At 45.6% G+C, this 24,258-nt stretch carries 16 protein-coding genes, 1 pseudogene and 1 riboswitch; of the genes and pseudogenes, 14 read left to right on the forward strand and 3 right to left on the reverse strand.

Going from position 1 to position 24,258, the window contains the following annotated elements; all coding sequences use genetic code 11:
• Window positions 1-99 precede the first annotated feature (99 nt).
• The 3 genes from AACT23_RS17220 (at window position 100) to AACT23_RS17230 (ending at window position 4,130) form a co-directional block, all read left to right on the forward strand.
• Window positions 100-1,989, forward strand: a complete 1,890-nt coding sequence (locus AACT23_RS17220) for a methyl-accepting chemotaxis protein (protein WP_013868194.1) — start codon at window positions 100-102, stop codon at window positions 1,987-1,989.
• Between the two features lie 221 nt (window positions 1,990-2,210).
• Window positions 2,211-2,693 (forward strand): Lrp/AsnC family transcriptional regulator, encoded by a 483-nt coding sequence (locus AACT23_RS17225; RefSeq protein ID WP_010317305.1) that lies wholly within the window; start codon window positions 2,211-2,213, stop codon window positions 2,691-2,693.
• Between the two features lie 21 nt (window positions 2,694-2,714).
• Window positions 2,715-4,130: a coniferyl aldehyde dehydrogenase gene (locus AACT23_RS17230; RefSeq protein WP_094128653.1), complete on the forward strand. Its 1,416-nt coding sequence runs from the start codon at window positions 2,715-2,717 to the stop codon at window positions 4,128-4,130.
• On the opposite strand, the gene AACT23_RS17235 is transcribed toward AACT23_RS17230, so the two are convergent.
• Window positions 4,127-6,025 (reverse strand): SgrR family transcriptional regulator, encoded by a 1,899-nt coding sequence (locus AACT23_RS17235; protein WP_094128656.1) that lies wholly within the window; start codon window positions 6,023-6,025, stop codon window positions 4,127-4,129. The genes AACT23_RS17230 and AACT23_RS17235 overlap by 4 nt on opposite strands.
• Before the next feature lie 145 nt (window positions 6,026-6,170).
• Here AACT23_RS17235 and AACT23_RS17240 point away from each other — a divergent pair, with 145 nt between their 5' ends.
• The 5 genes and pseudogenes from AACT23_RS17240 (at window position 6,171) to AACT23_RS17255 (ending at window position 9,231) form a co-directional block, all read left to right on the forward strand.
• A complete protein-coding gene (locus tag AACT23_RS17240; protein WP_013868191.1) occupies window positions 6,171-6,308 on the forward strand; it encodes a hypothetical protein in 138 nt (45 codons plus the stop codon).
• Window positions 6,309-6,489: 181 nt separating this feature from the next.
• A riboswitch (FMN riboswitch) is annotated at window positions 6,490-6,647 on the forward strand.
• Between the two features lie 92 nt (window positions 6,648-6,739).
• Window positions 6,740-7,396: a 3,4-dihydroxy-2-butanone-4-phosphate synthase gene (gene ribB, locus AACT23_RS17245; RefSeq protein WP_013868190.1), complete on the forward strand. Its 657-nt coding sequence runs from the start codon at window positions 6,740-6,742 to the stop codon at window positions 7,394-7,396.
• A 336-nt stretch (window positions 7,397-7,732) separates the two neighbouring features.
• Window positions 7,733-8,206: pseudogene (locus AACT23_RS18050) on the forward strand (methyl-accepting chemotaxis protein); the annotation flags it as partial.
• Between the two features lie 42 nt (window positions 8,207-8,248).
• On the forward strand, window positions 8,249-8,629 hold the full coding sequence (locus AACT23_RS18055) for a CZB domain-containing protein (RefSeq protein WP_410001445.1): 381 nt from the start codon (window positions 8,249-8,251) through the stop codon (window positions 8,627-8,629).
• A 119-nt stretch (window positions 8,630-8,748) separates the two neighbouring features.
• Window positions 8,749-9,231, forward strand: coding sequence for a YehS family protein (locus AACT23_RS17255; RefSeq protein ID WP_038148283.1), 483 nt, complete (start codon window positions 8,749-8,751; stop codon window positions 9,229-9,231).
• A gap of 137 nt (window positions 9,232-9,368) precedes the next feature.
• Here the strand turns inward: AACT23_RS17255 and AACT23_RS17260 are convergent, their stop codons facing one another.
• A complete protein-coding gene (locus AACT23_RS17260; RefSeq protein ID WP_047687681.1) occupies window positions 9,369-11,030 on the reverse strand; it encodes a methyl-accepting chemotaxis protein in 1,662 nt (553 codons plus the stop codon).
• A 291-nt stretch (window positions 11,031-11,321) separates the two neighbouring features.
• On the opposite strand from AACT23_RS17260, the gene AACT23_RS17265 reads away from it, so the two are divergent.
• Entirely contained in the window at window positions 11,322-11,678 is a 357-nt protein-coding gene (locus AACT23_RS17265; protein WP_026027197.1) for a YibL family ribosome-associated protein, read from the forward strand.
• Between the two features lie 62 nt (window positions 11,679-11,740).
• On the opposite strand, the gene malT is transcribed toward AACT23_RS17265, so the two are convergent.
• Entirely contained in the window at window positions 11,741-14,449 is a 2,709-nt protein-coding gene (malT, locus tag AACT23_RS17270; RefSeq protein WP_013868185.1) for an HTH-type transcriptional regulator MalT, read from the reverse strand.
• 586 nt (window positions 14,450-15,035) lie between these two features.
• On the opposite strand from malT, the gene AACT23_RS17275 reads away from it, so the two are divergent.
• From AACT23_RS17275 to tssI, 5 genes are all read left to right on the forward strand, one after another.
• Window positions 15,036-17,489 carry a glycogen/starch/alpha-glucan phosphorylase gene (locus AACT23_RS17275; RefSeq protein ID WP_013868184.1) on the forward strand — a complete coding sequence of 818 codons (2,454 nt, stop codon included), beginning with the start codon at window positions 15,036-15,038 and terminating at the stop codon, window positions 17,487-17,489.
• Window positions 17,490-17,590: 101 nt separating this feature from the next.
• Window positions 17,591-19,768 carry a 4-alpha-glucanotransferase gene (malQ, locus tag AACT23_RS17280; protein ID WP_094128659.1) on the forward strand — a complete coding sequence of 726 codons (2,178 nt, stop codon included), beginning with the start codon at window positions 17,591-17,593 and terminating at the stop codon, window positions 19,766-19,768.
• A gap of 181 nt (window positions 19,769-19,949) precedes the next feature.
• Window positions 19,950-22,139 carry a 1,4-alpha-glucan branching protein GlgB gene (gene glgB / locus AACT23_RS17285; RefSeq protein WP_094128662.1) on the forward strand — a complete coding sequence of 730 codons (2,190 nt, stop codon included), beginning with the start codon at window positions 19,950-19,952 and terminating at the stop codon, window positions 22,137-22,139.
• A 290-nt stretch (window positions 22,140-22,429) separates the two neighbouring features.
• Window positions 22,430-22,948 (forward strand): Hcp family type VI secretion system effector, encoded by a 519-nt coding sequence (locus AACT23_RS17290; protein WP_013868180.1) that lies wholly within the window; start codon window positions 22,430-22,432, stop codon window positions 22,946-22,948.
• Window positions 22,949-23,089: 141 nt separating this feature from the next.
• Window positions 23,090-24,258, forward strand: a 1,169-nt coding sequence (gene tssI, locus AACT23_RS17295; protein ID WP_141195553.1) for a type VI secretion system tip protein TssI/VgrG, incomplete at its 3' end; no start/stop codon positions are given.

Genomic DNA, 24,258 nt, shown 5'->3' on the forward strand with positions numbered 1-24,258 from the left:
ACGAGTGTCAAGTATTGGGAACTTAGGCAAAGTAATAATCCATAGTTGTAATACTCTCAAGCCCATTACTTTGGTGAACAAGCTTCAAGGAGCATTGCAATGCAATTGAGTTTAAAGAGAAAAATGGTGTTCTCTGTGGTTGCTGCTATTACATTGACAGCCGCTGCATTGGTTATGGTTGGCTATCAAACCTTTAAAACCGACAGCTGGAGAGCGATTGAGAGTGAAGCGCGTAATACATTACAGGCTCATGCAAAAGGGATTGGTGACTGGTTTAATGGCAAACAAAAAACGCTGCTAGGATTAAAAAACGAAATCGAGCGTAATCCACAATTAGACATTGTTCCTCACCTACGCCAAACCTTGGAGTCTGGTGAATTTGGGCTGAGTTATTACGGTAATGAACAGGGCGATATGATCCGCAATGACGGATCGCGTAACCAAAATGGTTATGATCCTCGTGAGCGTGGTTGGTATAAAGAAGCCAAAGTCGCGGGTAAACCGATCACAACCGCCCCCTACGTCAGCGTTACCATGCAAACCTTAGTGGTGACATTGGCAGAACCTGTCCGTCAAAATGGCCAACTGATTGGCGTCGCCGCTTCCAATTTAGCTTTGGGTAAATTGATCAAGGACGTCTTAGCTATTGAGGTTCCCGGGAAGGGCAATGCTATTTTGGTGAATACCAAGGGGCTAATTGTTGCCCATCCCAATCAAGAGCTTATTTTAAAACCTACCCAAGAAATGGCCTCACAACTGACCATTCAAAGCATATCAGAGGCGGCAAATTCTCAATTACCACTCTTTGTTGATATTGATGGTCAGGCCAAAGTATTGATGGCGCAAAGTATTGAACATACCGACTGGCTGTTGGTTATGGTGATGGACAAAACGGTTCTTGAACAGCCACTCAATGACATGCTATTGAAACAGAGCTTGATTGGCTTGATGATTTTAGTGATCTTGGCATTAGCGACCTCATGGTTCGTCGCTCGTCAGTTGAATGAGTTGAGTAATATTGCTCAAGCTTTGTCAGATATCGCCGAAGGTGATGGCGATTTAACCCGTCGTTTAGCCGTTCGCAGTGACGATGAAGTCGGTATCTTAGCGGATAAGTTCAATAAATTTGTCGATCGCATCCATGTCATGGTGCAAAGCGTGCGTGATGTTTCCGTCTCCCTTAACCAAGGAGCGACACAGGCCGCGAGCTCAGCCAGTCAACGTAGTGAACGGATTCGTACTCAACAAGATGAAATTACTATGGTTGCAACTGCGGTAACTGAAATGGCGTCTGCGACCGCTGAAATCGCGGGCAATGCTGATAATACCGCTAAAAATGCCAATGAATCGGTTGAGCTTGGTGCACAAGGCTATCGCCAGATGCAGCAAAGCAAACAGTCAATCAATCAGTTAGCACAAGAGCTTAGCAGTGCTGTGGGTATCATTGGTGAATTAGAAGTGCACGCTAATGAGATTTCAACCATTCTGTCGACCATTCGCTCGATTGCAGAGCAGACAAATTTGTTGGCCTTGAATGCGGCGATTGAAGCGGCGCGCGCCGGAGAGCAAGGCCGTGGCTTTGCGGTTGTAGCTGATGAAGTCCGAGTGCTTTCTCAGCGTACTCATGCCTCTACCGAGGAGATCCAGTCTAAAATTTCCGGTTTGCAAAAGGTAACGACCAATGCTGTTTCTGTCATGACGGAAAGCCATAAACTGGTCGAAACAAGTGTGCAAGATGTGAACCATACAGGAGAAAGCTTACACGCAATCAGCGAAGCCATTCAGATGATCAGTGATATGGCGACACAAATTGCATCAGCAGCAGAAGAGCAATCTTTGGTGACAGCGGATATTAATGGCAACACCGAATCGGTACGTGAAGTCAGCGACCAACTCGCCAGTGATGCGCAAAATGCAGTGCAACAAGCTCATGAAATGCACCGTTTAGCGAATGAGTTAGATAAAGAAATTTCTCGTTTCAAACTGTAATCATCTCAACGTACTCAAAGTAAAGAGGCGATAAATAGATTACAACCAAGAAAGTGGGTGCTTGCTCACTTTCTTTTCCTTTTTTCTCCTCAGTCTTTTTATTATACGTTCCTCTATTCTATGTGATTTATATCACAATGCCTTGTGATGATAGGTTGGTTTAACGCTGTAAGCCATTATTGTATGCCATATCACTTCTTTTGAGAGCGCCGTGCAAAACTATGAGCCTAGACCGCATCGACCAACAGATCTTACGTATTTTGCACAGTAAAGGACGGCTTCCCGTTGTTGAGCTGGCAAAGTTGGTGAATTTAACCACATCTCCTTGTTCTGATCGTGTCAAACGCTTAGAAAAGGAAGGGTATATCAAAGGCTACCATGCAGAACTGTGCCCAGAAAAGTTAGGTCTGGATGTACAAGTGTTCATTCATATTCGATTGGATCAAACCAGTTTCTCTATTTTTGAGCGTTTTTCACAAGCAGTGGCGGACATCCCAGAAATTGAAGCATGTTATTCATTGTCCGGTGATTTTGACACCATGATCAAAGTGAGAGTGAAAGATATGAAAGCCTACCAAAGTTTTATGTCTGGCAAGTTGGGGACATTGCCGGGAGTGATTCAAACGCGCAGTGAATTTGTGATTGAAGAACATAAAGCCAGCTTTGGCATTAATCCTGAGCTCATTTCCAAGACGCTGCCTTAGCTGCGAATGAGGTGAAATACGGTGCAAGAAACAGAACAGCAACAGCCCTTAACTAAAGACGTTACGACACTTTTTACTAGGTTAAAACAGCGGACAATAGCAGAGCCGTATCCTAGCCTTGAGCAAAGACGTATTTGGTTGCAGCGCTTAAAAACCGCGTTACTCAGTGAACAGGCCGCGCTCGTTGAGGCCTTAAATCAGGATTATGGTTATCGAAGTCGCTTTGATAGTACGGTTTGCGATCTGCTACCGGCCGTTTCACACATTAATTACACGCTAAAACACCTCAAATCGTGGACAAAATCGCAATCGCGTCATGCAGGTTGGCTATTACTGCCGTCGACAGTGAGCGTTCACTATCAACCCTTGGGCCTTGTGGGGGTGATTGTACCTTGGAATTTTCCTATCGTGCTCAGTATGGCTCCATTAGTCACCGCATTGGCAGCAGGTAATCGCGCTATGGTCAAATTGAGCGAATATACGCCCTGCACCAACCAAGTGTTGATGCGTATTTTTGCGACGGTCGATGAAGCGGTTGATACTGTAGAAGGTGGGGCTGACGTTGCCGCACAGTTCAGTGCGTTACCCTTTGATCATCTGTTATTTACGGGGTCAACACCGGTAGGTAAATTGGTTGCCCAAGCGGCTGCGAAAAACCTAACACCAGTAACGTTAGAGCTTGGCGGGAAATCCCCCGTGATCATTGCACCTGATGCTGACCTTGCGCGTAGCGTTGATAACATCATGCTTGGCAAAGCCATCAATGCAGGGCAGATCTGTGTTGCTCCTGATTATGTTTTACTGCCGGAAGGCAAACAACAAGCCTTTGTGGATCTCTATCTGCAACGCTTTAAGCGCTATTTTTCCACTAAAGATGGCTATGATACGTCACATATTATTAATCAAACCCAGTTTGATAGGCTGCAACAATACTTAGACGATGCTAAACAAAAAGGGGCCACATTGCATCCCGTAGAAGGCGATGCAAAAGCGGGAACGTATCAATTTTTGCCTTGCTTAGTGACGAATTTGAAGGTTGATATGTTGTTATCCCAACATGAGATATTTGGCCCCATATTGCCGATATTGAGTTATCACAGTTTGGATGAAGCGATAGCTTATATCAACGCTCGCCCACGTCCGTTAGCTTTATATTTAATGAGTGATGATCACGAGGTGATCAAACAGGTTAGTACACAAACGCATAGTGGTGGCCTAGCTGTGAACGATACTCTGTTACATGTGGCCGCCGATGATGCCCCCTTTGGCGGTATTGGCGATTCTGGGGTTGGGCACTATCACGGGATTGAAGGTTTTAAGACCTTTTCACACGCCAAAACCGTATTGTTTTCTAAGCGTTGGTTGCCACGTAGCCAGTGGATGCTGCGTTATCGTTTAGTGATGCTGGCAATATTACGCAGGCTATTTATTCGCTAATCAATGGACCACACATTTTTAATATCAGGCCATCCCCAGTTGGTCAGTGCAACGTCTTTGAGCACACCCTGAAAACGTAATGTTTGCTTATGGTGGAACAAAGGGACGAGGCAGTATTCGTTGATCAAACTCGATGCTAGCGGTTCCAACGCGATAAGGTAGTGTGTCAATGGTGTCGTTGATCGAATGTCGATTAACGCTTTGAGCAGCCATTGGCTTTCTGCGGGGCCAATGCAATGGTGTAACATTGGGTTGCCAAATAAGTGACTAAATGCACTGAAATGCCGGTTGTCATCTAAATTAATATTGGTGATAACTATGGTCTCGTACAATTTGCCTTGCTGGGCCAGAAAATTCAATTCTCGGTAGGAGTAAATGTTGACGGCAGCAGTCAGCCCCATCTCCTCTAAAATATGTTTCACACCGAAGGCGCAATGAATCAGTACCGTGTAGTCATAGACGGCAATCGAGATTTGATTTGGCAGGCTTGCTTTAGGCGCTGGTGGTCGCACCACAGGTTGCCATACTGGCAGTAGGTTACTGGCAACGACGGCGTCAAACTTAGTTGGTTGTTGTGCTAAATAGTGCTCTAGTTTTTCTCCAGATATCTCGGTAGCTAGGTAGCGTTTCTGATTTTCATTAAGAGGTGAATGAGCACCTTGATTGAACAAAATAAACATGCAGCCATCTTCCACTCTTGATGATTGATTAGAGGTGATGATCGCCAGTTCTTCAACGTTACTCAGCTCTACATCGTGGTGGCAAGAGATGTTTTGTTGCTGATTTTTTTGTTTGATATGCATGCCTTGAGGGTACAACTCGTCTTCATTTAAAATCCAAATTGTGACGTGATCCGTTAAAGCTCGGCAGCCATAGAATTGGTCAAATGCGCTTAAAATGAGTTTGTGAGGTGAGTGATCTTGAACTTGAAATGGGCCACAACCGGTCACCATTGGGGAGTATGCATTGTTCACTTGGCTGGCTGGTTGAATTGAATATTTGACGCCAGAGAGCAACCCTGCAAATCCTAAATCAGATTGATTAAGAGAAAATACTACTTTTTGTGGTTGTGGTGCGCTTACATCAACCAAATGCGCGAGCTCTTTTTTGTACTCTTCCAAACTAGAGAGTTTGGCAAATAAACTCACGATCGTATTAGCATCAATCGGTGAGCCATCGTGAAACGTTAATCCGGGGCGAAGATAAAATACCCACTGAAAATGTTGTGCATCATACTCCCAGTGATGGGCTAATTCTGGATGAAAGCGTCCTTGTTCATCACACTGGATGAGGCAGCAATAGATTTGCCTGAGCAGAAATCGCTCACTACTACGCTGTATTTGATGGGGCACTAGCCGTTCAAATGGTCGTTTATACGTCAGTTGAATGTGTAAGCGACCTTCGCGAATAGATGCGCCGGAAGTACTTTGCAACAAACGCCCAAACACTACCTCATCATTATCCAGTATGGTTAAGGCTTTTTCATATTTCCCAGCCAAAATTTGCTCTTTCGCGAGCATTTGTTTGATTGTGTCTAAATCGAGGTTCAGGCGCAGTATCGAGCGTTGGTTACGTCCGACTTTGGGTTGCCACTTGAGCCAACCTTGTTGCTGCATTTTAGCCACCAGATTTCGTGCATGACGCGGTGAGGTGAATAAACATTCTGCAACCTGTGTTAACGACACTTTAATCTCTTGACCCACACCAAGCACGGTCAGGCGTGTGTAATAACGTAATAAAGTAAGATCAGACACTCGCAAATCCTCTGGATGAAAGGGAAGAGATAGGCAGTTCAGTTCTTCGCACGGCCTTGCGCTTTGCCCTCCTTGATGGTCAAGTTGTTTGGGTATAGTAGCGAATTTATGAAGAACTAAATAAGAAATATTAATGATCATTTGTTCCTCATTTATTGATTTTTAGTTTTTAAATATCGTTTTAAGGTCAATTTCAATGATATGAGGAATTAAAAAATAAAAAATTCTCAGTTTTTGTATTCCTTATTTTGATTCACAATCAACACATCGATAGCTGAGGAGGTGAATGATGAACGACCCCATAACGACTGACACCAAACAGCCAACACCGCTGGCGATCTATTACCGCCAGCGTTTAGAAAAATCACGTAACCCTATAGAGGTAATGGCGATTTTAGCTCTGATTCATTTATGTCACTGGTGACCATGAATAAAGGCATCTTGCATACCCTAAACTCTTGAGTTAGCTATGCTCCTGTTACCCCCAACTGCATAATTGCAGGATGCCTTTCCTTTTCGATGCACATCACTTTTTCTTCGTCCTACTTTTCATCTTTATCGTAAACGACTACCATGACATCGCTTTTTTAAAGCCAATTTATATTTTAAATTCTCAGGGCGGGGTGAAATTCCCCACCGGCGGTGTGTTTGTTTTTTTCAGTTGAGAAGGCAGATGAGCCCGCGAGCGCTCGATGTATCGAGGTCAGCAGATCTGGTGAAAAACCAGAGCCGACGGTTATAGTCCGGATGAGAGAGAATGAAGAGACGCCAGTTAGTTCGCTAACTGGTGCAATTTGTTTTGGATTTGATCCCTCATAGCAGCCCTGATTCTGGTGATTTTTTAGGAGTACAACCATGAATCAGCTATCTCTACTTGCCAAATTTGGCGACCCTATTACTCGTGTTGAAAACGCACTGTCTGCGCTTAAAGAAGGGCGAGGCGTGTTGTTGCTTGATGATGAAGATCGTGAAAATGAAGGCGATATCATTTATGCGGTTGAGTCACTGACCACACAACAAATGGCACTGATGATCCGTGAATGCAGTGGCATCGTCTGCCTATGTTTGACCGATGAACAGGCTAATCAACTACAACTGCCCCCGATGGTAATGCATAACAATAGCGCAAACCAAACCGCTTTTACTGTCTCGATTGAAGCAAAAACAGGTGTAACTACGGGCGTTTCAGCGCAAGACCGAGTGACCACAATAAAAACCGCGGCCCGCTTTGATGCTAAAGCCGATGATCTTGCACGCCCCGGCCATGTCTTCCCACTTCGCGCTCGGGCGGGAGGTGTTTTGGCTCGTCGTGGGCATACAGAAGGGACGGTTGATCTTATGCAAATGGCGGGTTTAATGCCTGCGGGCGTATTGTGTGAACTCACCAATCCTGACGGTTCCATGGCCAAAACACCCGAGATCGTTGCGTTCGGGCAAAAGCACAATATGCCTGTATTGACGATTGAAGATATGGTGCTGTATCGAACAAGACTTGAACTCAAACAGGCTTAATGAATGTCGAAGGGAGGCTAGGTGCGTCCCTTCACATTACTCCGATTTAATCTGCTCATTTTGAAATGAGAAGTGCATAAAATTATTAACGTTCGATTAAACTTATGTAGATTGACGATGTTATTTTTGCCGAGGTTGAGCATGCTATTTAATAAGAAAATGCAAAAAGAAAATGATGATTTGAAGGCTCAGATAGCTGCATTACAAGCACAGCAAAGACTTGAGCAACAAAAGTGGCAAGATGAAATTCAGCAGCTAAAAGAACAGCTGGCCTTATTGCGTACATCAACTCAATTAGAGTCTGATTTGATGGCCAGCCATTTGAGTGGTAGCCACATGCTAGAAGCCATCCGTTCTGGTCTGGCTCACAATGCTGAGAATTTATTGCGTGAGAACGAATCACTGAAGCAACTGAATAGTATTTTTGGTCAGACAAGCACAGCAATTAATCACTTATCTTCTCGAGCAGAAAAAATTGCAGAATACGCTCACGCTAGTATGGAGTCGGTGACTGTTCTAGATAAAACAACCATTTCGATTGGCCAGTTAGTCGGCACGATCCAAGAGATTTCGCAACAGACCAATTTATTGGCACTGAATGCAGCTATTGAAGCGGCACGCGCAGGTGAAGCGGGTCGAGGTTTCGCCGTCGTGGCCGATGAAGTACGGGCATTAGCTTCCAAAGCCAATGATGCCAGCACTAAGATTGAATCTTTAGTTGGGCAAGTTCAGAACCAAACGGAAAGTATTAAAGGTTCAGTGAATCAGAGTCAAGAATGTGCAATCGAAGTAGAGAATGCTTCAAATGAATTAAAACAGACGGTAACAATCGTTTTAGACAAATCAAAACAAATGCAAGAAGTTATTCGTATTGCGACGGCGTGTTCTTTCCTTGATACGGTGAAATTGGATCACGCAGTTTGGAAAAATGAAGTGTACGATCACATCCTCAATCGTCGGTTTGAACATGGGATGAATACTCATCAAGAGTGCCGTCTAGGTAAATGGTATTTTGAGGGTGATGGTGCGCGTGAATACAGCCAGCTTCCCAGCTTTGCTGGTTTGAATGCTCCTCATAAATTGGTGCATGATTCAGGAAAGAGTGCACTGAAGTTTGGTCAGAATGGTGATTGGACACAACTGATTAAGCAAGTTGATACTATGGAATTGGCCAGTAAATCGGTGGTTGATTCAATAGACCGATTACTAAAAGAGGTAGTAAACACACATTAAACTCAGACGGTATTACGTAAAATAGATAGGTGTCCGATCGCTCTTCTGCTACAGTGGCGTGCTATTTCTTCACAGTCTGTCATCTTGATGGCACTGGAAATCTAACCCTAGGATCTATTTTGACCAATAACGATATTTTACGCCGTATTCGCTACACTTTTGACTTTAAAGACTCAGCTATGGTTGAGATTTTTGCTGCGGCGGACGGCTGTGTTACTCAAGAGCAAGTGACTACTTGGCTAAACAAAGAGACGGAATCTGTGTTGAGTGATGTGGATCTAGCGATATTTCTCAATGGCTTAATCAATACAAAGCGTGGTAAACGCGATGGTGAACAACCTCAGCCTGAAACACGCTTAACCAATAATATGATTTTCATGAAATTGCGTATTGCGCTGGATATGAAAGCAGAAGATATTTTAGACACATTAGCTTTTATCGATTTTCGTTTAAGTAAGCACGAGCTCAATGCATTTTTCCGCAAGCCTGACAATAAACACTACCGTGAATGTAAAGATCAGATCCTGCGTAACTTTTTAATGGGTGTTCAGCGTCAGTTGCGTCCAGAAGATAAACGCGAATATCAAGAAAAAATCGATTAAACCAAAGAAATCTCCTGTAAGTCATTAGGGATCTCTTCATTGAAAAAAGCCATGTTGACATGGCTTTTTTACTTTTTTACTTAGTGATCAACGATCTTCATTCTGACGCTTACGAATATCAGTTTTACCTCTTCTTGCTAAACTTTAAAGCGGTCCACCAACTCATAGAGTTCGTTGGCTCGGCTATTCAACTGCTGGCTACCCGCTTGGTTCTGATTAGCCAGTTCAGCCGATTGACTACTTTGATCAGATATCACCACAATGCGCTCTGATATCTCTTGCCCAACAATACTTTGCTCTTCTGTTGCCGTTGCGATCAGCGCGTTCATATCCATAATCGTGGCAATAGAGTCTTGAATTTTTTGTAATGCTGTCGATGCGGCATTGGCTTTTTCTACGGTGCTTAAGCTACGGCTTTGGCTTGAATCCATCGCTTTAACTGCGGCATCAGAGGCATTTTTCAGTTGCCCGATCATGGCATGAATTTGTCCTGTACTGTCTTGGGTACGGCTGGCTAATTTTCGGACTTCATCTGCTACTACGGCAAATCCTCGTCCTTGCTCGCCCGCGCGAGCCGCTTCAATCGCTGCGTTTAACGCCAGTAGATTGGTTTGTTCCGCAATATCTTGGATAACCGCAAGTAGAGACGAAATGTTTTTCACATCGCCTTCCAGTTTTGAAATCACAAGGCTCGCTTCAGCGACCTCTTTGGCGAGATCCTGTACCGATTGTGCGGCCGAATCAACAATCTCATGGGCATCTTTGGCGTTGTCGTCAGCATCTTTTGCTGATTGAGCGGCATGATGGGCGTTGTTCGAGATCTCTGTTGCAGTCGTGGTCATTTCTGTCATCGCTGTCGCTACTTGATCGGTCTCTTCACGTTGCCCTGATGCAATGGCGTCAACTTGTTGTGCTCGTTGTGTCATGTCATTGGTTTCATCCACAACCTGTTGCCCAACTTGGTGTACGCGCGCAATGATACTTTGCAAGCTGGAGACAAAGGCATTGAAGTTATCACTTAGTCTTGCAAATTCAGGGGCGTTGAATTTTTCCATTCTTGCAGTTAAATCAGCGTCACCGCTTGCAAATGAACGAATCGATAAATCAAATAGCTCGAGAGGACGCATGATACTGCGATTTAAAATGATGGCGAAAAAACCGACGATGAGGATAATGATCAAGCTCATCAAACCGATATTGACTAAACTGCTTTGCATATTTTCCGCAGCGAGTGTTTCCATGTTGGCGATTACGGCATCAATGTCATCGGTGTAAAAGCCAGTGCCTATTATTAGATCCCATTGTGGCAAATAGGTAGAATAGGCCAATTTAGGTAGTGGTGTCGTCTCTCCCGGCTTGGGGAAATAGTAGGTAGTGAACTTATCTACTTTGGCATTTTTGATTAAATCTTGGATTAAATAGTTGCCATGCGTATCTTGCATGTTCCAAAAGTTATCGCCTAAACCAGCATTACTTTGGCCCAGTAGTAGTCGATCCCCTTTGCTATTGTAGCCAAAGATATAGCCACTATTTTCAAACGCGATGTCACGCAGTATGGTGATGGCTTCGCTGAGGGGAGCGTTCTTTTGTTTGAGTGATTTGAGCGCTGTATCGGCAATTTGCAGATATGAACGCAGCTCATTTTGTTTCATCTCCATCATGCTAGCGCGGGTAGCAGCCATTTGTTCGTGATTCAGTTTTTGTGTTTCTGAAAAACTGAGATACATCATACTTAACGAAATAATCAGTAGCGGAACAATGGATAGCACGTAGAGTCTTTGGCGAATAGTCAGGCTCATGGTTATTTCCTGTTGTTATGTTATTGGCCTTGGTACTTTAACTGACGGTTGACATGCTCGTTGTTGTTATAAATATAGCTTAGCTAAGTTTGCGGCACCGCGTCTTACAAAGAGCATATTTTCATATGAAAAATGGGTGTTATGTCAAATTGGAATGCTAAGTAGAGTTGTTATGCCCTCTATGACTTGCCAGTGGCTTTCATTTCACTGGTTTAAGCTTAATTTCTATATAGAGTATAGATAGGCTGTGATATACTCCGCGCCCACTTTACTTTCGAAGAGCCAGTGACCATGAGCCTGAAAAATGAAATTCAACAACTCAATAACCGTTTAGATACGTGTCGCCATAAGCTCGATGCGGCTAAAGGTCGTGGCGATCAAGTAATGATCAGCAAATTTACCGATGAAGTAGAACAACTGACGAAAAAGCTCGCTCAAGCAAAACACAAGCAAAATTATACGGTGAGCAAAGAGCGTAAGAGTTTGCTCGATATGCCATTTTCTCGTGAGTTGACCAAAGCCGAACAGGCGGATTTAGGTCAATTGAAAAAGTCAGTTAAAGGTTTAATCGTGGTACACCCGATGACAACAATGGGCAAAGAACTGCGTTTAGAAGTGATGACTGGTTTCGCTCCAAAAACCTTCTAACCATCATTTTTTACGACAGAAAAGAGCCAGATTATCTGGCTCTTTTTGATCGTACCTGCGACTCAATAGCCCATAAGTTGCAATAAATTCTCGGCGGTGTGGATTGCCTCTTTGCGGTTAGCAATATTCAGTTTTTGGTATAGGTTGCGGATGTGGGTTTTGATGGTGGTTCCTGCGACATCCAGCTCTTGTGCAATTTGCTCATTGCTAAACCCAGAGTAGATAAGCCCCAAGACTTGCCATTCACGTTGAGTGAGTGGGCTGGTACGAACCAGCTCAGGAATATTTGGGTGATTAACCAGCTTCTCAACAAACTCTTCGTCGAAATGGACTGATCGGCTGCGCTGAGTGGTAGAGATCTCTTTCATTAACTGTTGTGCGCGGTGGCGTTCCAGATCTCCCAATTCGGATCGGCTAGAGAGTTTTTCCAACAAGTGGCCGATCTGCGAACCATCGATTAAAAAGTTACCCACCATACCCGTCTGATTGGTTAGCTGTAGCGCCTCTTTGAGTTTTTCTTTCGCCACTTCTTCGTTGTGCACTGTGGTGGCTAGAACGGCTTCGAGGATCAAATTACGGTTTAGGTCAGTAATCAACTGATAAGTTTGCGCTTCGTGCTGCATAAACGTCAAAGTTTGAGTCGCATCTTCCAAATGACCTAAGTGAATCTGAACTCGAGCAATATTGCGCCATTGAAGCTGTGAAAAGTGATTGCATGCTTTTTCTGGTCGAATGGTGGTCTTGAGCCACTGCAACATTGCTTCATCATTGCCACGAGCTTGCCAAAATAGAATCAGTGAGAGCGAAGCATTCGCCGTCCAGTCTACGTGATAAGTCGATTGTTTCAGTAAGTGCTGTATTTGTTCGATGAACTTACCCGCTTTATCGAGTTCACCACGGCCAATAGCAATACGTGCCAGCATCGAATAACTGTGCAGATGCTTGCTGGGAGAGTGGTTGCCCAATACGCGTAGTCCTTTATAAGCGCACTCTTCCGCTTCATCCAAGCGGTTCCAGCACCACAGGATTTGGGCACGTATCCGTAGTAAGAACTCATGCAATGGCACTTGCTGTAATTGCTGCTCTTCAATTAATTTGAAGGCAATATCTTGTACTTCAAAAGCGGCTTGCACATAACCTTGGGCAATCAAGATCTCGCTTTGCTGTAGTAATGCCCATAGCGCTTGGTGGTAAACCTGATACTGGCGTGCCAGCTTTTCGGTTTGTTGCATCATCGAGAGTGCGCGGCTTAATTGACCGAGCACGTGGTTCACTTCGCCGACGACTGAAGTGGCGACAATACGACTGCGGTAAACGGTGTGATCCAGTTGGCTTAGCGCTAATTCCGCCAGTTCTAAGGCTTTTTCTGGCTCATTTTGGTTGATCGCGACTTGAGCACGCAGGGCATTGAATTCGCCTTGTTCTTTGGTGCTGAGCTGAACATTAAGCGCTTTCATCTCGTTGGTCGATTTGGTCAGCAGATCCCCAACGTCAAAGTAGCGGTGCTGACTTTGAGCCAGCCAAGCTTGTAGCATACACAGTTTAGGCTCGCGATAGAGCTGAGTGGGGGAGAGTTGGTTAATGGCCTCTTCGAGAGCCAAAAGCTCGCCTTGGTTGAACATCTTCCAGCCAAATTGCGTCAAGATAGTAGCGAGTAAGTCAGTATCGTTAGCGAGCGTGGCGTGACGCAACGCTTGATGAGGTGTGGCTTCTTGCAACCAAGCGTGCGCGGCGGCACGGTGCAGATCGTGCTCCTGCTGCGGGATGCGCGCCAAGCGTTCATGAGAGAGGAATTCCGCAAATAAGTTGTGGAACCGGTACCAGTTGTGCTCACCTTCCAGTGGATAAATGAATAAACCATAGCGGTTGAGCGACTCAATCATGCTCAGCGCGTCGTCACGTTTGGTGAGTGCAGAGACTAACACGTCATTAAAGTGATCGAGCACCGAGCATTGCATCAAAAATTGGCGCGTTTCTTTATCCAGCAGATCAAACACTTCCTCAACTAAGTAATCCCATAAATGTGCATGATTAAACTGCGATACCGACTCCGCTGTTTGAGCCAACGTGCGCTTTTGGTGCTGTGCTTGTAAGGCAATCAATTGCAGTGCAGAGGGCCAGCCTTCGACATAGGTGCACAAGTTGTTGGCAGTATCATCATCCACGCCATCAGAGACCCGTTGATTAAAGAAGCGTGTTGTTTCTTCTGTATCAAAGGCGAGTAGCTCATTACCAATTTCGATCATCAAATCGCGTACGCGCAAGTTGGCCGTGCCTAATGGTGGTGTGGCACGGCTAGTGACGACCAGCGTTAGGTTGTCTGGCATGTGTTTGAGGAAAAAGCGCATCGCTTCGTGGATATCGTCATCGGCGATCAAATGGTAATCATCGAGAACCACATAGCACTCTTTGTTAAAGCCAGACATTTCCGAAAACACTTCACTAAATAGTGAGTGTAAAGAAGAGAACTGGCGTCGCTCGGCCAGTTTTTGGGCATTTGGACAACTTTGCTGAGTCGCTTTATTAATCGCTTGCAGTAAGTAGTTGATAAATCGGAACGCATCATTGTCGCTTTCATCGATGCTATACCAACCCACATTGGTCTTGTCTGATAACCATTGGGCCGCCATGGTGGTTTTTCCATAACCAGCAGGCGAGCGGAATAGCACGAGTTTGTAGCAAGGTGCTTGGGCAAGCAGCTCTAACACACGCGGGCGAACGATGGCGTTGTGTAGGCGGCCGGGACGAGTAAGCTTAGAAGGTATCCACATCTTCCAGATTCCATTTATTGTTCTTGTTACTGACTTAAAAGCTGATTGCAGCTTTGGAGGTGCTTAGTAAGAAGAGCATCATTATTTAGGAGTACACAAGTGAACTATCACTCATTTTGTGTGGATGTTACTTGATGTCGTGACGCACGTTTATTGATCCATCCCGAGATTCTTGCAGGATTCACATTTACTCATCATCTACGCCCTGTAATTGTGACTTTAATCACTAAAACTTCTTTGTTATGCGCTATATAAAAACTGAGCATGTACAAAATCTCATGTAATTTGTAAATGAAGCTCATTTTTTTGAGAGCCAATTCTCATATTGAGAGATTGATATTCCCGATCGAAACCTTAGCGTCATGAGCGGTATTTAGGCTAGTGAGCAAGGTGATGTGATCACAATCACTGCTTATGAACCGCTATGTGCAACGAATGAGAGATAGATCACTGCGACTCTGGTGCTCGCCCTCTACGCCCTGAGCCCTCCTCCTAAACGAGGTCATTTTTAGGAGGATGCCGACCTTGCGTAGCTGATGCACGATATGCCGAAGATGAATTAAAACGACTAAGTGAGATTTCGCTAATGAAACCTACGCAACAGAAGAAGTTTGATAAAGCTTCGTTCCAAGACAACGTAAAGAAACACCTGACTGCCACCTACGCCACCACCATTGAAAATGCAGATAGCCGTTCATGGTATCTCGCAATGGGGCGCGCACTGGCTGAATTAACGATGTTTGATCTACTCGAAACTGAGCAAGACGAGCGCATTGTTAACGCTAAGGGTCTGAACTACTTATCACTTGAGTTCTTGATTGGCCGTTTAACGGGCAACAACCTCATCAGCATGGGCCTGTATGAGCAAATCACGGAAGCGATGGCTGATTTAGGTCAGAACCTAACGGATTTATTAGAAGAAGAACGTGACCCATCCTTAGGTAATGGTGGTTTAGGGCGACTTGCGGCATGTTTCATGGATTCGTGCGCTGCGCAAGAGTACCCAACCGTAGGTTATGGTTTACATTATGAATATGGTTTGTTTAAGCAATCTTTTAGTGAGGGCCACCAACAAGAAGCTCCTGATGAGTGGCGTTGTGTTGAAGGCTACCCGTGGGAAGTGGCACGACCACACCTAGCACAAGAGATTGGTTTTTACGGCCATGTTGACGTTATCAATGACAATGGTGTGGAAAAACGCCGTTGGATTCCGAGTATGTTTGTCCAAGCAATGCCTTGGGATTTACCGATCGTCGGCTATGAAAGCGACACGGTTTACCCACTTCGTTTATGGGAATGTCGCGCAATTGCGCCTTTCTCACTGGCTGATTTCAACAACGGTAACTACTTTGAAGCACAGCATGCCTTGATTGATGCAGGCAACATTACCAAAGTACTTTATCCAAACGATAACCACGAAAAAGGCAAGACACTGCGTTTGATGCAGCAATATTTCCATAGCGCGGCGTCAATGCGTGACATTTTGCGTCGTCATGCGGCGGCGGGTCATGACATTGCTGATCTTCCTAAATATCAAACCGTTCAGCTAAACGATACTCACCCAACGATTTCCATTCCTGAATTGATGCGTATCTTGATTGATGAGAAAGGCATGGGCTGGGATGAAGCATGGGCGATCAGCTCAAAAACGTTCGCCTATACCAACCATACGCTACTGCCTGAAGCACTCGAAACGTGGAGCGAGTCGTTGATCCAGCGTTTGCTTCCTCGCCATATGGAAATCATTTACGAAATCAACCACCGCTTCCTGCAAGAAGTACGAGCCAAGTGGCCGGGTGATGTGTCGAAACAGCAAAAACTCTCCATCATTCAAGATGGTTTCCACCGTGTAGTGCGTATGGCAAACCTTTGTGTGGTTGGCTCTTACGCTGTGAACGGTGTGGCGGCGCTGCACTCGGAGTTGGTAAAACGCGATCTTTTCCCAGAATTCCACGAGCTTTACCCAACACGTTTGCACAACGTAACAAACGGCATTACGCCGCGTCGCTGGTTGAAATTTTGTAACCCAGGTTTGTCGGCGCTTATTTCGGAAAAAATTGGCACTGAGTGGCCAGCGCACCTTGACCAGCTAGAAGCGATTGCGCAATACGCTGACGATGCGAAATTCCAAAAAGAGTTTATGGCGGTTAAGAAACACAACAAGCAGCGTCTGGCTGATTGGGTATCAGAGAACATGGGTATTGAGCTTGATACCAATGCCATCTTTGATGTGCAGATCAAACGCTTGCATGAATACAAACGTCAACATTTGAATATGTTACATATTCTCTCTTTGTATCATCGTTTAGTGAATGACCCAACGTTCGATATGACGCCGCGCGTGGTGTTCTTCGCGGCTAAAGCGGCACCGGGTTACCACCTAGCTAAAGAGATCATCTACGCCATCAATAAAATTGCGGAAAAAGTAAATAACGATCCGCGCATTGGTAACAAGCTAAAAGTAGTTTTCATTCCTGATTACCGCGTGAGCATAGCTGAAATCATCATTCCTGCTGCCGATGTATCCGAGCAAATTTCTACCGCAGGTAAAGAAGCATCCGGTACCGGTAACATGAAAATGGCGCTAAATGGTGCTTTAACCATAGGTACGATGGATGGTGCAAACGTGGAAATTCGTGAGGAAGTGGGTGATGACAACATCTACATCTTCGGTTTGGAAGTGGACGGAGTCGAAGCGTTAAAAGCCAGTGGTTATAACCCATATGATTACTACAATGCGGATCCGCTGCTTAAGGCTTCACTGGATTTGTTGGTGGGTGAAGAGTTTACCCCAGGCGCTCCGGGCAAATTGAAAGCCACGTTCGATAGCTTGCTTGATGGTGGTGATCCATACCTAGTGCTGGCTGACTTCGCTTCGTATGTACAAGCGCATCAGGCGATGGACAAGCAGTACCGTGACCAGGCTGGCTGGGCGAAGAAAGCGATTCTTAACACCGCGTTGGTGGGTAAGTTCAGCTCTGACCGCAGTATCCGTGACTACGTTAACAACATCTGGAAATTAGAAACCGTTAAACGTTAATTTTCAAGTAAGCCAAGGCCTTAGGGCCTTGGCTCTATGATGACTCATTATAATAAAACCCTACCCATTTGAAGGGGAAAGAAGTCCCTTCGGAGAAAGCGATGAAACAACTAAACGCATTAAAACAAGTAGCGGCGATGGCGAACATTGCCGACAGCTACATAAGCGCGTGGGGCGACGAAGCGAAAGTGGAAGATGAAACCATTATCCGCTTATTGGCGTCTTTGGGCTATGACACAACCAATGATGAAACGCTGCTGAAATCAGCAGAAAAGAAACACAAGAAAGATGTATTAGATCCTGTTCTCGTTATTCGTGAAGGTGAAGCGGTGGAAGTGCCACTTTATCTAGGTGCCAGCGCACGTGAAAGCGAATTTAACTGGCGCTTAGAAACCGAGCAAGGAGAGGTACTTGAAGGCTATCTTCAATCGCAAGTCGTTCGTGATGAACGCGCTGAGGGTGGCCCTTTAGTGTTTGCATTGCCAAGCGATTTGGCATGGGGATATCACAAACTGTTGGTGACACGGAAACGCCGTAAAACACCGTATGAGCTCACGCTGATAGTGACGCCAAAAGCCTGTTACAAACAAGCACCTATTACTGAAGGTAAAAAATTGTGGGGCCCGAGTGTGCAGCTTTACACGCTGCGTACTCAGCACAACTGGGGTATTGGTGATTTTGGCGACTTAAAACAGTTAGTGGCGGATATTGCCTCTCGTGGCGGCGATTTTGTCGGCCTTAACCCGATTCATTCTCTCTTTCCTGCAAACCCTGAAGGAGCAAGTCCTTACAGCCCATCGTCACGCCGTTGGCTCAATATTTTATACATAGACGTGAGTTCAGTGCCTGAATTTGCTTTGAGTGCGGATGCGCAGCAAAAAGTAGGCAGTGCGGAGTTTCAGCAACGTCTTCAGAAAGTACGTGAAGCGCATTGGGTAAACTACACCGAAGTTGCAACATTAAAAATGAGTGTCTTGCCACTTCTGTTCACCGAATTTAAAAAACGCCATTTAGATAAAAATAGCGATCGCGCACAAGCCTTTTTGAATTTCGTTGAAGAAGGTGGCGAGAGCTTAGTGCACCAAGCGGCATTCGATGCGCTGCATGTCGATTTACATGCCCAAGATCCGAATGTATGGGGTTGGCCGGTTTTCCCTGAAAAATATCGTCGGTTTGAAAACAGCGCAGTACAGAAATTTATCGAAGACAATCAAGATAAAGTTCACCTATACATGTACTTGCAGTGGATTGCTGATGGCCAAATTAATGAAGCCCAAGCACTCGCGGAAGAAAAAGGTATGGCGGTCGGCTTATACCGCGACCTTGCGGTGGGTGTGGCTGATTCAGGCTCTGAAACTTGGGCTGATGTCGGTAACTTGATTTTAGACGCCAGCATTGGCGCACCGCCCGATATTCTTGGACCACTGGGTCAAAATTGGGGCTTACCACCGCTTAATCCACAAGTATTACAAGCAACCGCTTACGATGCTTATATCAAGCTGCTGCGCGCCAATATGAAACATTGTGGTGCGCTGCGCATTGACCATGTACTTGGTTTACTGCGCTTGTGGTGGGTACCAAAAGGTGAAAATGCCACTAAGGGTGCTTACATCTACTACCCAGTACAAGATATGCTCGCGATTTTAGCGTTGGAATCTCACCGCCATCAATGCAGCGTGATTGGCGAAGATTTGGGTACAGTACCTGATGAAATCGTCGATATTTTAGCCGACGCGGGTGTTCACTCTTATAAAGTGTTCTTCTTTGAAACCGCAGAAGATGGCGGCTTTATCTCACCGAAACATTACGCCGCTCAATCGATGTCGGCACTGTGCACACATGATATGCCAACGTTGCGTGGTTTCTGGCATTGCGATGATCTCAAAATGGGGAGCGAAATTGGTTTGTACCCCGATCAAGCCCAGCTCGAAGCCTTGTTTGAGGACCGTTTGAAATGTAAACAAGGCATTTTGGATTCGGTGGCATGGCATGGTTATTTGCCTGAGGGTGTGGGGCGCGACGCAAGCCTTGTTCCAATGGATTCATATTTAAGTGAGGCGCTGCAACTGCACGTTGCATCTGGTGCATCGACCTTGTTAAGTATTCAGTTAGAAGATTGGTTGGAAATGGATAAACCCGTTAATATTCCGGGTACCGTTAATGAGTACCCTAACTGGCGTCGTAAACTTTCAATGAATTTGGATGAAGTATTTGCGCGTGATAATGTCAATCGCATTGCTGCACGTTTAACGGAAGTGCGAGCGAGTGTAAGTAAATAATCACTTACTGAATAAACCTTGATGTGACTTAGTGTTATCTTTCTTAATCATGGCATGAAGAATTTTAGTCTAGGTCACTCAATGTAACAGCAGAGTTCGGTACACTGAACCTCGCTAGTATGCCCGCCATTTTAGCGGGCATTTTTATACGTTTAAAGAAAGTTAGGTTAGGAGTAGGGATATGAAAACAAAAAAGCTTTCAAAGCTAAAGCAGGCATATAGCCAACTTTCCCATGCATCATTTACAGATCCATTCTCATTTTTAGGCCCTTACCTCGCACCCGATCAAGGTGCGCTACGCGTTTGGATGCCGGGTGCCGAAAAAGTTGAGCTGGTGGTGGAAAATCAACCCCGCATTCTGCTTGAGCGTGAAGATGAGTCGGGTTTCATCCTAAAATCAAATATTGATTTACGTTTTACCCACTACCAATTGGCGGTCGATTGGGCAGGTGTCGAACAGCTCATCGATGACCCATATCAGTACCATGGTTTATACGCTGAATATGATGATTTGCATACGCCGAAATCGATGTATCACCACATGGGTTCGCAGTTTGTGACCATGGAACGTGGTGGTAAACAAATCTCAGGTATCCGTTTTTTAGTCTACGCACCGCATGCAAAAGCGTGCAGTTTGATTGGCGCATTTAATCAATGGGATGGACGTCGTAATCCAATGCAGCGCCTTGATTACGGTATTTGGGGAATTTTCATGCCCAACTTACCCGAAGGTACGCAATACAAATTTGAATTGAAAGGGCCTCATGGTGAAGGGTTACCGCACAAAGCCGATCCTTGGGGTCACTATGCTGAGCAATACCCTTCGTTTGCTTCAGTGACGTATGATCATCGGCGTTATGAATGGCAAGACAGTACGTGGCAAGCTCGCCCCATCACCGAAAAGCGCAAGCAAGCGCTCTCTTTCTATGAGTTGCACGTGGGCTCTTGGCGTCGTAATTCGGCGGGTGAATTTTTAAATTATCGTGAGCTGGCTGATCAACTGGTGCCTTATTTGGTGGATTTAGGCTATACCCATGTAGAGCTTATGCCCGTGTCTGAGCACCCATTCTATGGCTCTTGGGGCTATCAACCTGTTGGCTTATTTGCGCCAACGAGCCGTTTCGGTACGCCCGATGATTTTAAATATTTCGTGGATCAGTGCCACCAAGCTGGCCTTGGTGTGGTGCTCGATTGGGTTCCCGCACATTTTCCTGCCGATAGTCATGGCTTAGCCAATTTTGATGGCACTCCTTTATTCCATGACCCTGATCCACGCCGCGGCTGGCATCAAGATTGGAGTTCGTATATTTACGACCTTGGCCGCGAACATGTGCGCCGTTTCTTGGTCTCGAATGCGTTATATTGGTTTGAACAGTTCCATATCGATGGCATTCGGGTCGACGCCGTTGCTTCGATGCTCTATCTCGACTACTCACGCAGCCATGATCAATGGATCCCAAATGTGGATGGCGGCAGAGAAAATTACGATGCGATTGCCACCTTAAAGTGGATGAACGAAGAAGTGTACAAACACTTCCCGAATGCTATGACCATTGCTGAAGAATCAACAGCTTTTCCCGGCGTTTCAGCGCCAACCTTTATGGGCGGCTTAGGCTTTGGTTTCAAATGGAATATGGGCTGGATGCATGACAGTTTGGCTTATATAAAAGAAGATCCCGTCCATCGTAAATACCATCACAACGTCATCACCTTCCCGTTAGTCTATGCACACAGTGAAAACTATGTGTTGTCGCTATCACACGATGAAGTGGTGTATGGAAAAGGTTCGATCCACAACAAAATGCCCGGCGATGAGTGGCAACAAACGGCAAACTTGCGTGCTTATATGGGGTACATGTATGGCCAGCCGGGTAAAAAACTCAACTTCATGGGCACTGAATTTGGTCAAACGGCAGAATGGAATCATGATGACCAACTTCAGTGGTTCTTATTGCAGTTTGAACGCCATCAAGGAGTGCAGAATTTAACGCGAGATCTCAATAAGATGTATCAAGCCGAGCCTGCACTTTTTGAGTTAGACAGTGAGCCTCGTGGCTTTGAGTGGCGCTTACAAGATGCGGCCGATGCGAGCATTCTTGCGCATGAACGCATGAGTGACTGCGGTGAACGTATTTTAATTATCACCAATTTTACCCCTGTTCCTCACCAAGCTTTTCGTTTAGGTATGCCTGTCAAAGGTGAGTATCAATTACTGCTTAATACAGATGATAGACACTATGGCGGTAGCGGTTTTGAAGTCAAAAACCGTGTACTGACTGAAAACGTTGAGAGTGAGGGTTTAGACCAATCTATTTTGGTCTGTGTACCGCCACTGGCAACTCTCTACTATAAGCTAGAGACAAGGGTATAGTTGTCAACCCCATTGCAATTTAATGAGTTGAATGGTTTCTTGTGAAGTCTCAACATCAAAATCCCGATTTACAGTGTGAATCGGGATTTTTACATCTGGCTGTCTCAGAATGAGGGTAAGTTTTTACCCATCGAAGCAATATCTTGCTCATACTGGGCAGGTTTTTGCTCAATCAAAAATACATACAATATAAGTGTTTGATTTTAAATAGTAATAGAGTTGGCACTGACTTTGCTCTATGACGAGTGAACTTGTTTCATACCATTCATCATTAAAGTAAGGAATTTGCAATGCCAACTCCATGTTATATCTCTATCGAAGGCGAAACTCAGGGCCTGATCACTGCTGGTGCTCTGTCTACTGATTCAATCGGTGATGCGTTCGTTGAAGGTCATGAAGACCAAATGTTGGTTCAACAATTTGACCACGTTGTAACTGTACCGACTGATCCACAATCAGGTCAGCCTTCTGGTCAACGTGTTCACAAACCATTTAAATTCACCGTAGCGCTAAACAAAGCGGTTCCTCTTCTTTATAACGCACTGGCGTCTGGCGAGAAGATGAAATCGGTTGAGCTAAAATGGTACCGCACTTCTATCGAAGGTAAGCAAGAGAACTTCTTCACTACTACACTCGAAAGCGCGTCTATCGTGGACATTCACTGTGAAATGCCACACTGCCAAGATCCAGCGAACGGCGACTTCACACAAAACGTTACGGTTTCTATGTCTTACCGTAAAATCCTGTGGGATCACGTGAATGCGGGTACTTCAGGCTCTGACGACTGGCGCAAGCCTGTTGAAGCGTAATCACGCTTAGTTTTTGGGTCGCTCACTCGTGTTTCATGTCCTTGGGGTGAGTGGCCCACACCAAAACCTTAAGCTCAGTACGTAGCCTAGTTATGTATTGAGCTTAAGGTTTTTCGACATTCAAATGTGGAAGGGAAAAAGATGGCAAGGTTAAGTTTTAGGCTCACCGTGGAGGGTTTGGCAGACGACACGTTAGTGGTGCATGAATACCAAGGCGTGGAATCGCTGTCTGATAGCGCGCAAGCGGGCCTGCGTTGCTACGGTTTTCGCTATGAGATAAAACTGGCCAGTCGCCAATCTGGCTTAACAGCGCTGGAGCTGGTGGACAAAACCGCTCAGCTTGAGATGCTGCGTGATGGCATTGTTGTGCAGCGCGTGCACGGCATTGTGCGCCAGTTCAGTAAAGGCGATATTGGCCATCATCACACCTTTTACTCACTGACCTTAGTCCCGGCATTAGAGCGGCTATCACTGCGCCAAAACAGCCGTATTTTCCAGCTCAAAACCGTTCCCGAAATCCTCTCCATCGTACTGCAAGAAATGGGCATTAACGACTACGCCTTCTCGCTGAAGCGTGAGTGTGCTCAGCGTGAATTCTGCGTGCAGTACCGTGAGACGGATATCGACTTCTTGCACCGCTTAGCCGCCGAAGAGGGCTTGGTGTATCACTTCATCCATGAAGAGGGGAAACACACCCTCTTTTTCAGTGACGACAGCCAAAGCCTGATAAAGCGAGAAACGCCTATCCCTTACAACGCCCTCGCGGGTGGCGTGATGGAGAGCCCTTATGTGTCGCAATTAACGCAACACAGCCAAACCGAAGTGAGCCACAGCGCGCTGCAAGATTACAGTTTTAAAAAGCCGAGCTACTCGTTTGCTCAGCAAGCGCAAGGGCGCGAGATGGATTACCAGCAAGCGACCTACGAGCACTTTGATGCACCGGGTCGCTTTAAAGACGATGTCAGCGGCAAAGCCTTTAATCAAATTCGCTTAGAGTACCTACGACGAGAAGCGCGTACCGCGACCGGAAAAAGTAACCATCCAGGCCTGCAAGCGGGCACAAAGTTTGACTTACAAGAGCATCTTGACGATAGCGCGAACCGCGACTGGGTTGTCGTGCAAGTGCATCATCAAGGGCGTCAGCCACAAGCATTGGAAGAAGAGGGCGGCAGTGGCGCGACCACGTACAGCAACCAATTCACGCTCATTCCTGCTGATGTCACGTGGCGTGCGACACCGCAAGCCAAACCTCAAGTGGATGGCCCTTGCATGGCGTTAGTCGTGGGCCCTGACGGCGAAGAAATCTTCTG

It is taken from the genome of Vibrio sp. V09_P4A23P171 (genome assembly GCF_963875615.1).
GTDB classification, from domain to species: domain Bacteria; phylum Pseudomonadota; class Gammaproteobacteria; order Enterobacterales; family Vibrionaceae; genus Vibrio; species Vibrio anguillarum.

Excerpts from the sequence above, each read along its gene's own strand:
- AACT23_RS17220 (WP_013868194.1), top strand. The coding sequence starts at position 100 with ATGCAATTGAGTTTAAAGAGAAAAATGGTGTTCTCTGTGGTTGCTGCT.
- AACT23_RS17225 (WP_010317305.1), top strand. The coding sequence starts at position 2,211 with ATGAGCCTAGACCGCATCGACCAACAGATCTTACGTATTTTGCACAGT.
- AACT23_RS17235 (WP_094128656.1), bottom strand. The coding sequence starts at position 6,025 with ATGATCATTAATATTTCTTATTTAGTTCTTCATAAATTCGCTACTATA.
- AACT23_RS17240 (WP_013868191.1), top strand. The coding sequence starts at position 6,171 with ATGATGAACGACCCCATAACGACTGACACCAAACAGCCAACACCGCTG.
- ribB (WP_013868190.1), top strand. The coding sequence starts at position 6,740 with ATGAATCAGCTATCTCTACTTGCCAAATTTGGCGACCCTATTACTCGT.
- AACT23_RS18055 (WP_410001445.1), top strand. The coding sequence starts at position 8,249 with ATGCAAGAAGTTATTCGTATTGCGACGGCGTGTTCTTTCCTTGATACG.
- AACT23_RS17260 (WP_047687681.1), bottom strand. The coding sequence starts at position 11,030 with ATGAGCCTGACTATTCGCCAAAGACTCTACGTGCTATCCATTGTTCCG.
- AACT23_RS17265 (WP_026027197.1), top strand. The coding sequence starts at position 11,322 with ATGAGCCTGAAAAATGAAATTCAACAACTCAATAACCGTTTAGATACG.
- malT (WP_013868185.1), bottom strand. The coding sequence starts at position 14,449 with ATGTGGATACCTTCTAAGCTTACTCGTCCCGGCCGCCTACACAACGCC.
- AACT23_RS17275 (WP_013868184.1), top strand. The coding sequence starts at position 15,036 with ATGAAACCTACGCAACAGAAGAAGTTTGATAAAGCTTCGTTCCAAGAC.
- malQ (WP_094128659.1), top strand. The coding sequence starts at position 17,591 with ATGAAACAACTAAACGCATTAAAACAAGTAGCGGCGATGGCGAACATT.
- glgB (WP_094128662.1), top strand. The coding sequence starts at position 19,950 with ATGAAAACAAAAAAGCTTTCAAAGCTAAAGCAGGCATATAGCCAACTT.
- AACT23_RS17290 (WP_013868180.1), top strand. The coding sequence starts at position 22,430 with ATGCCAACTCCATGTTATATCTCTATCGAAGGCGAAACTCAGGGCCTG.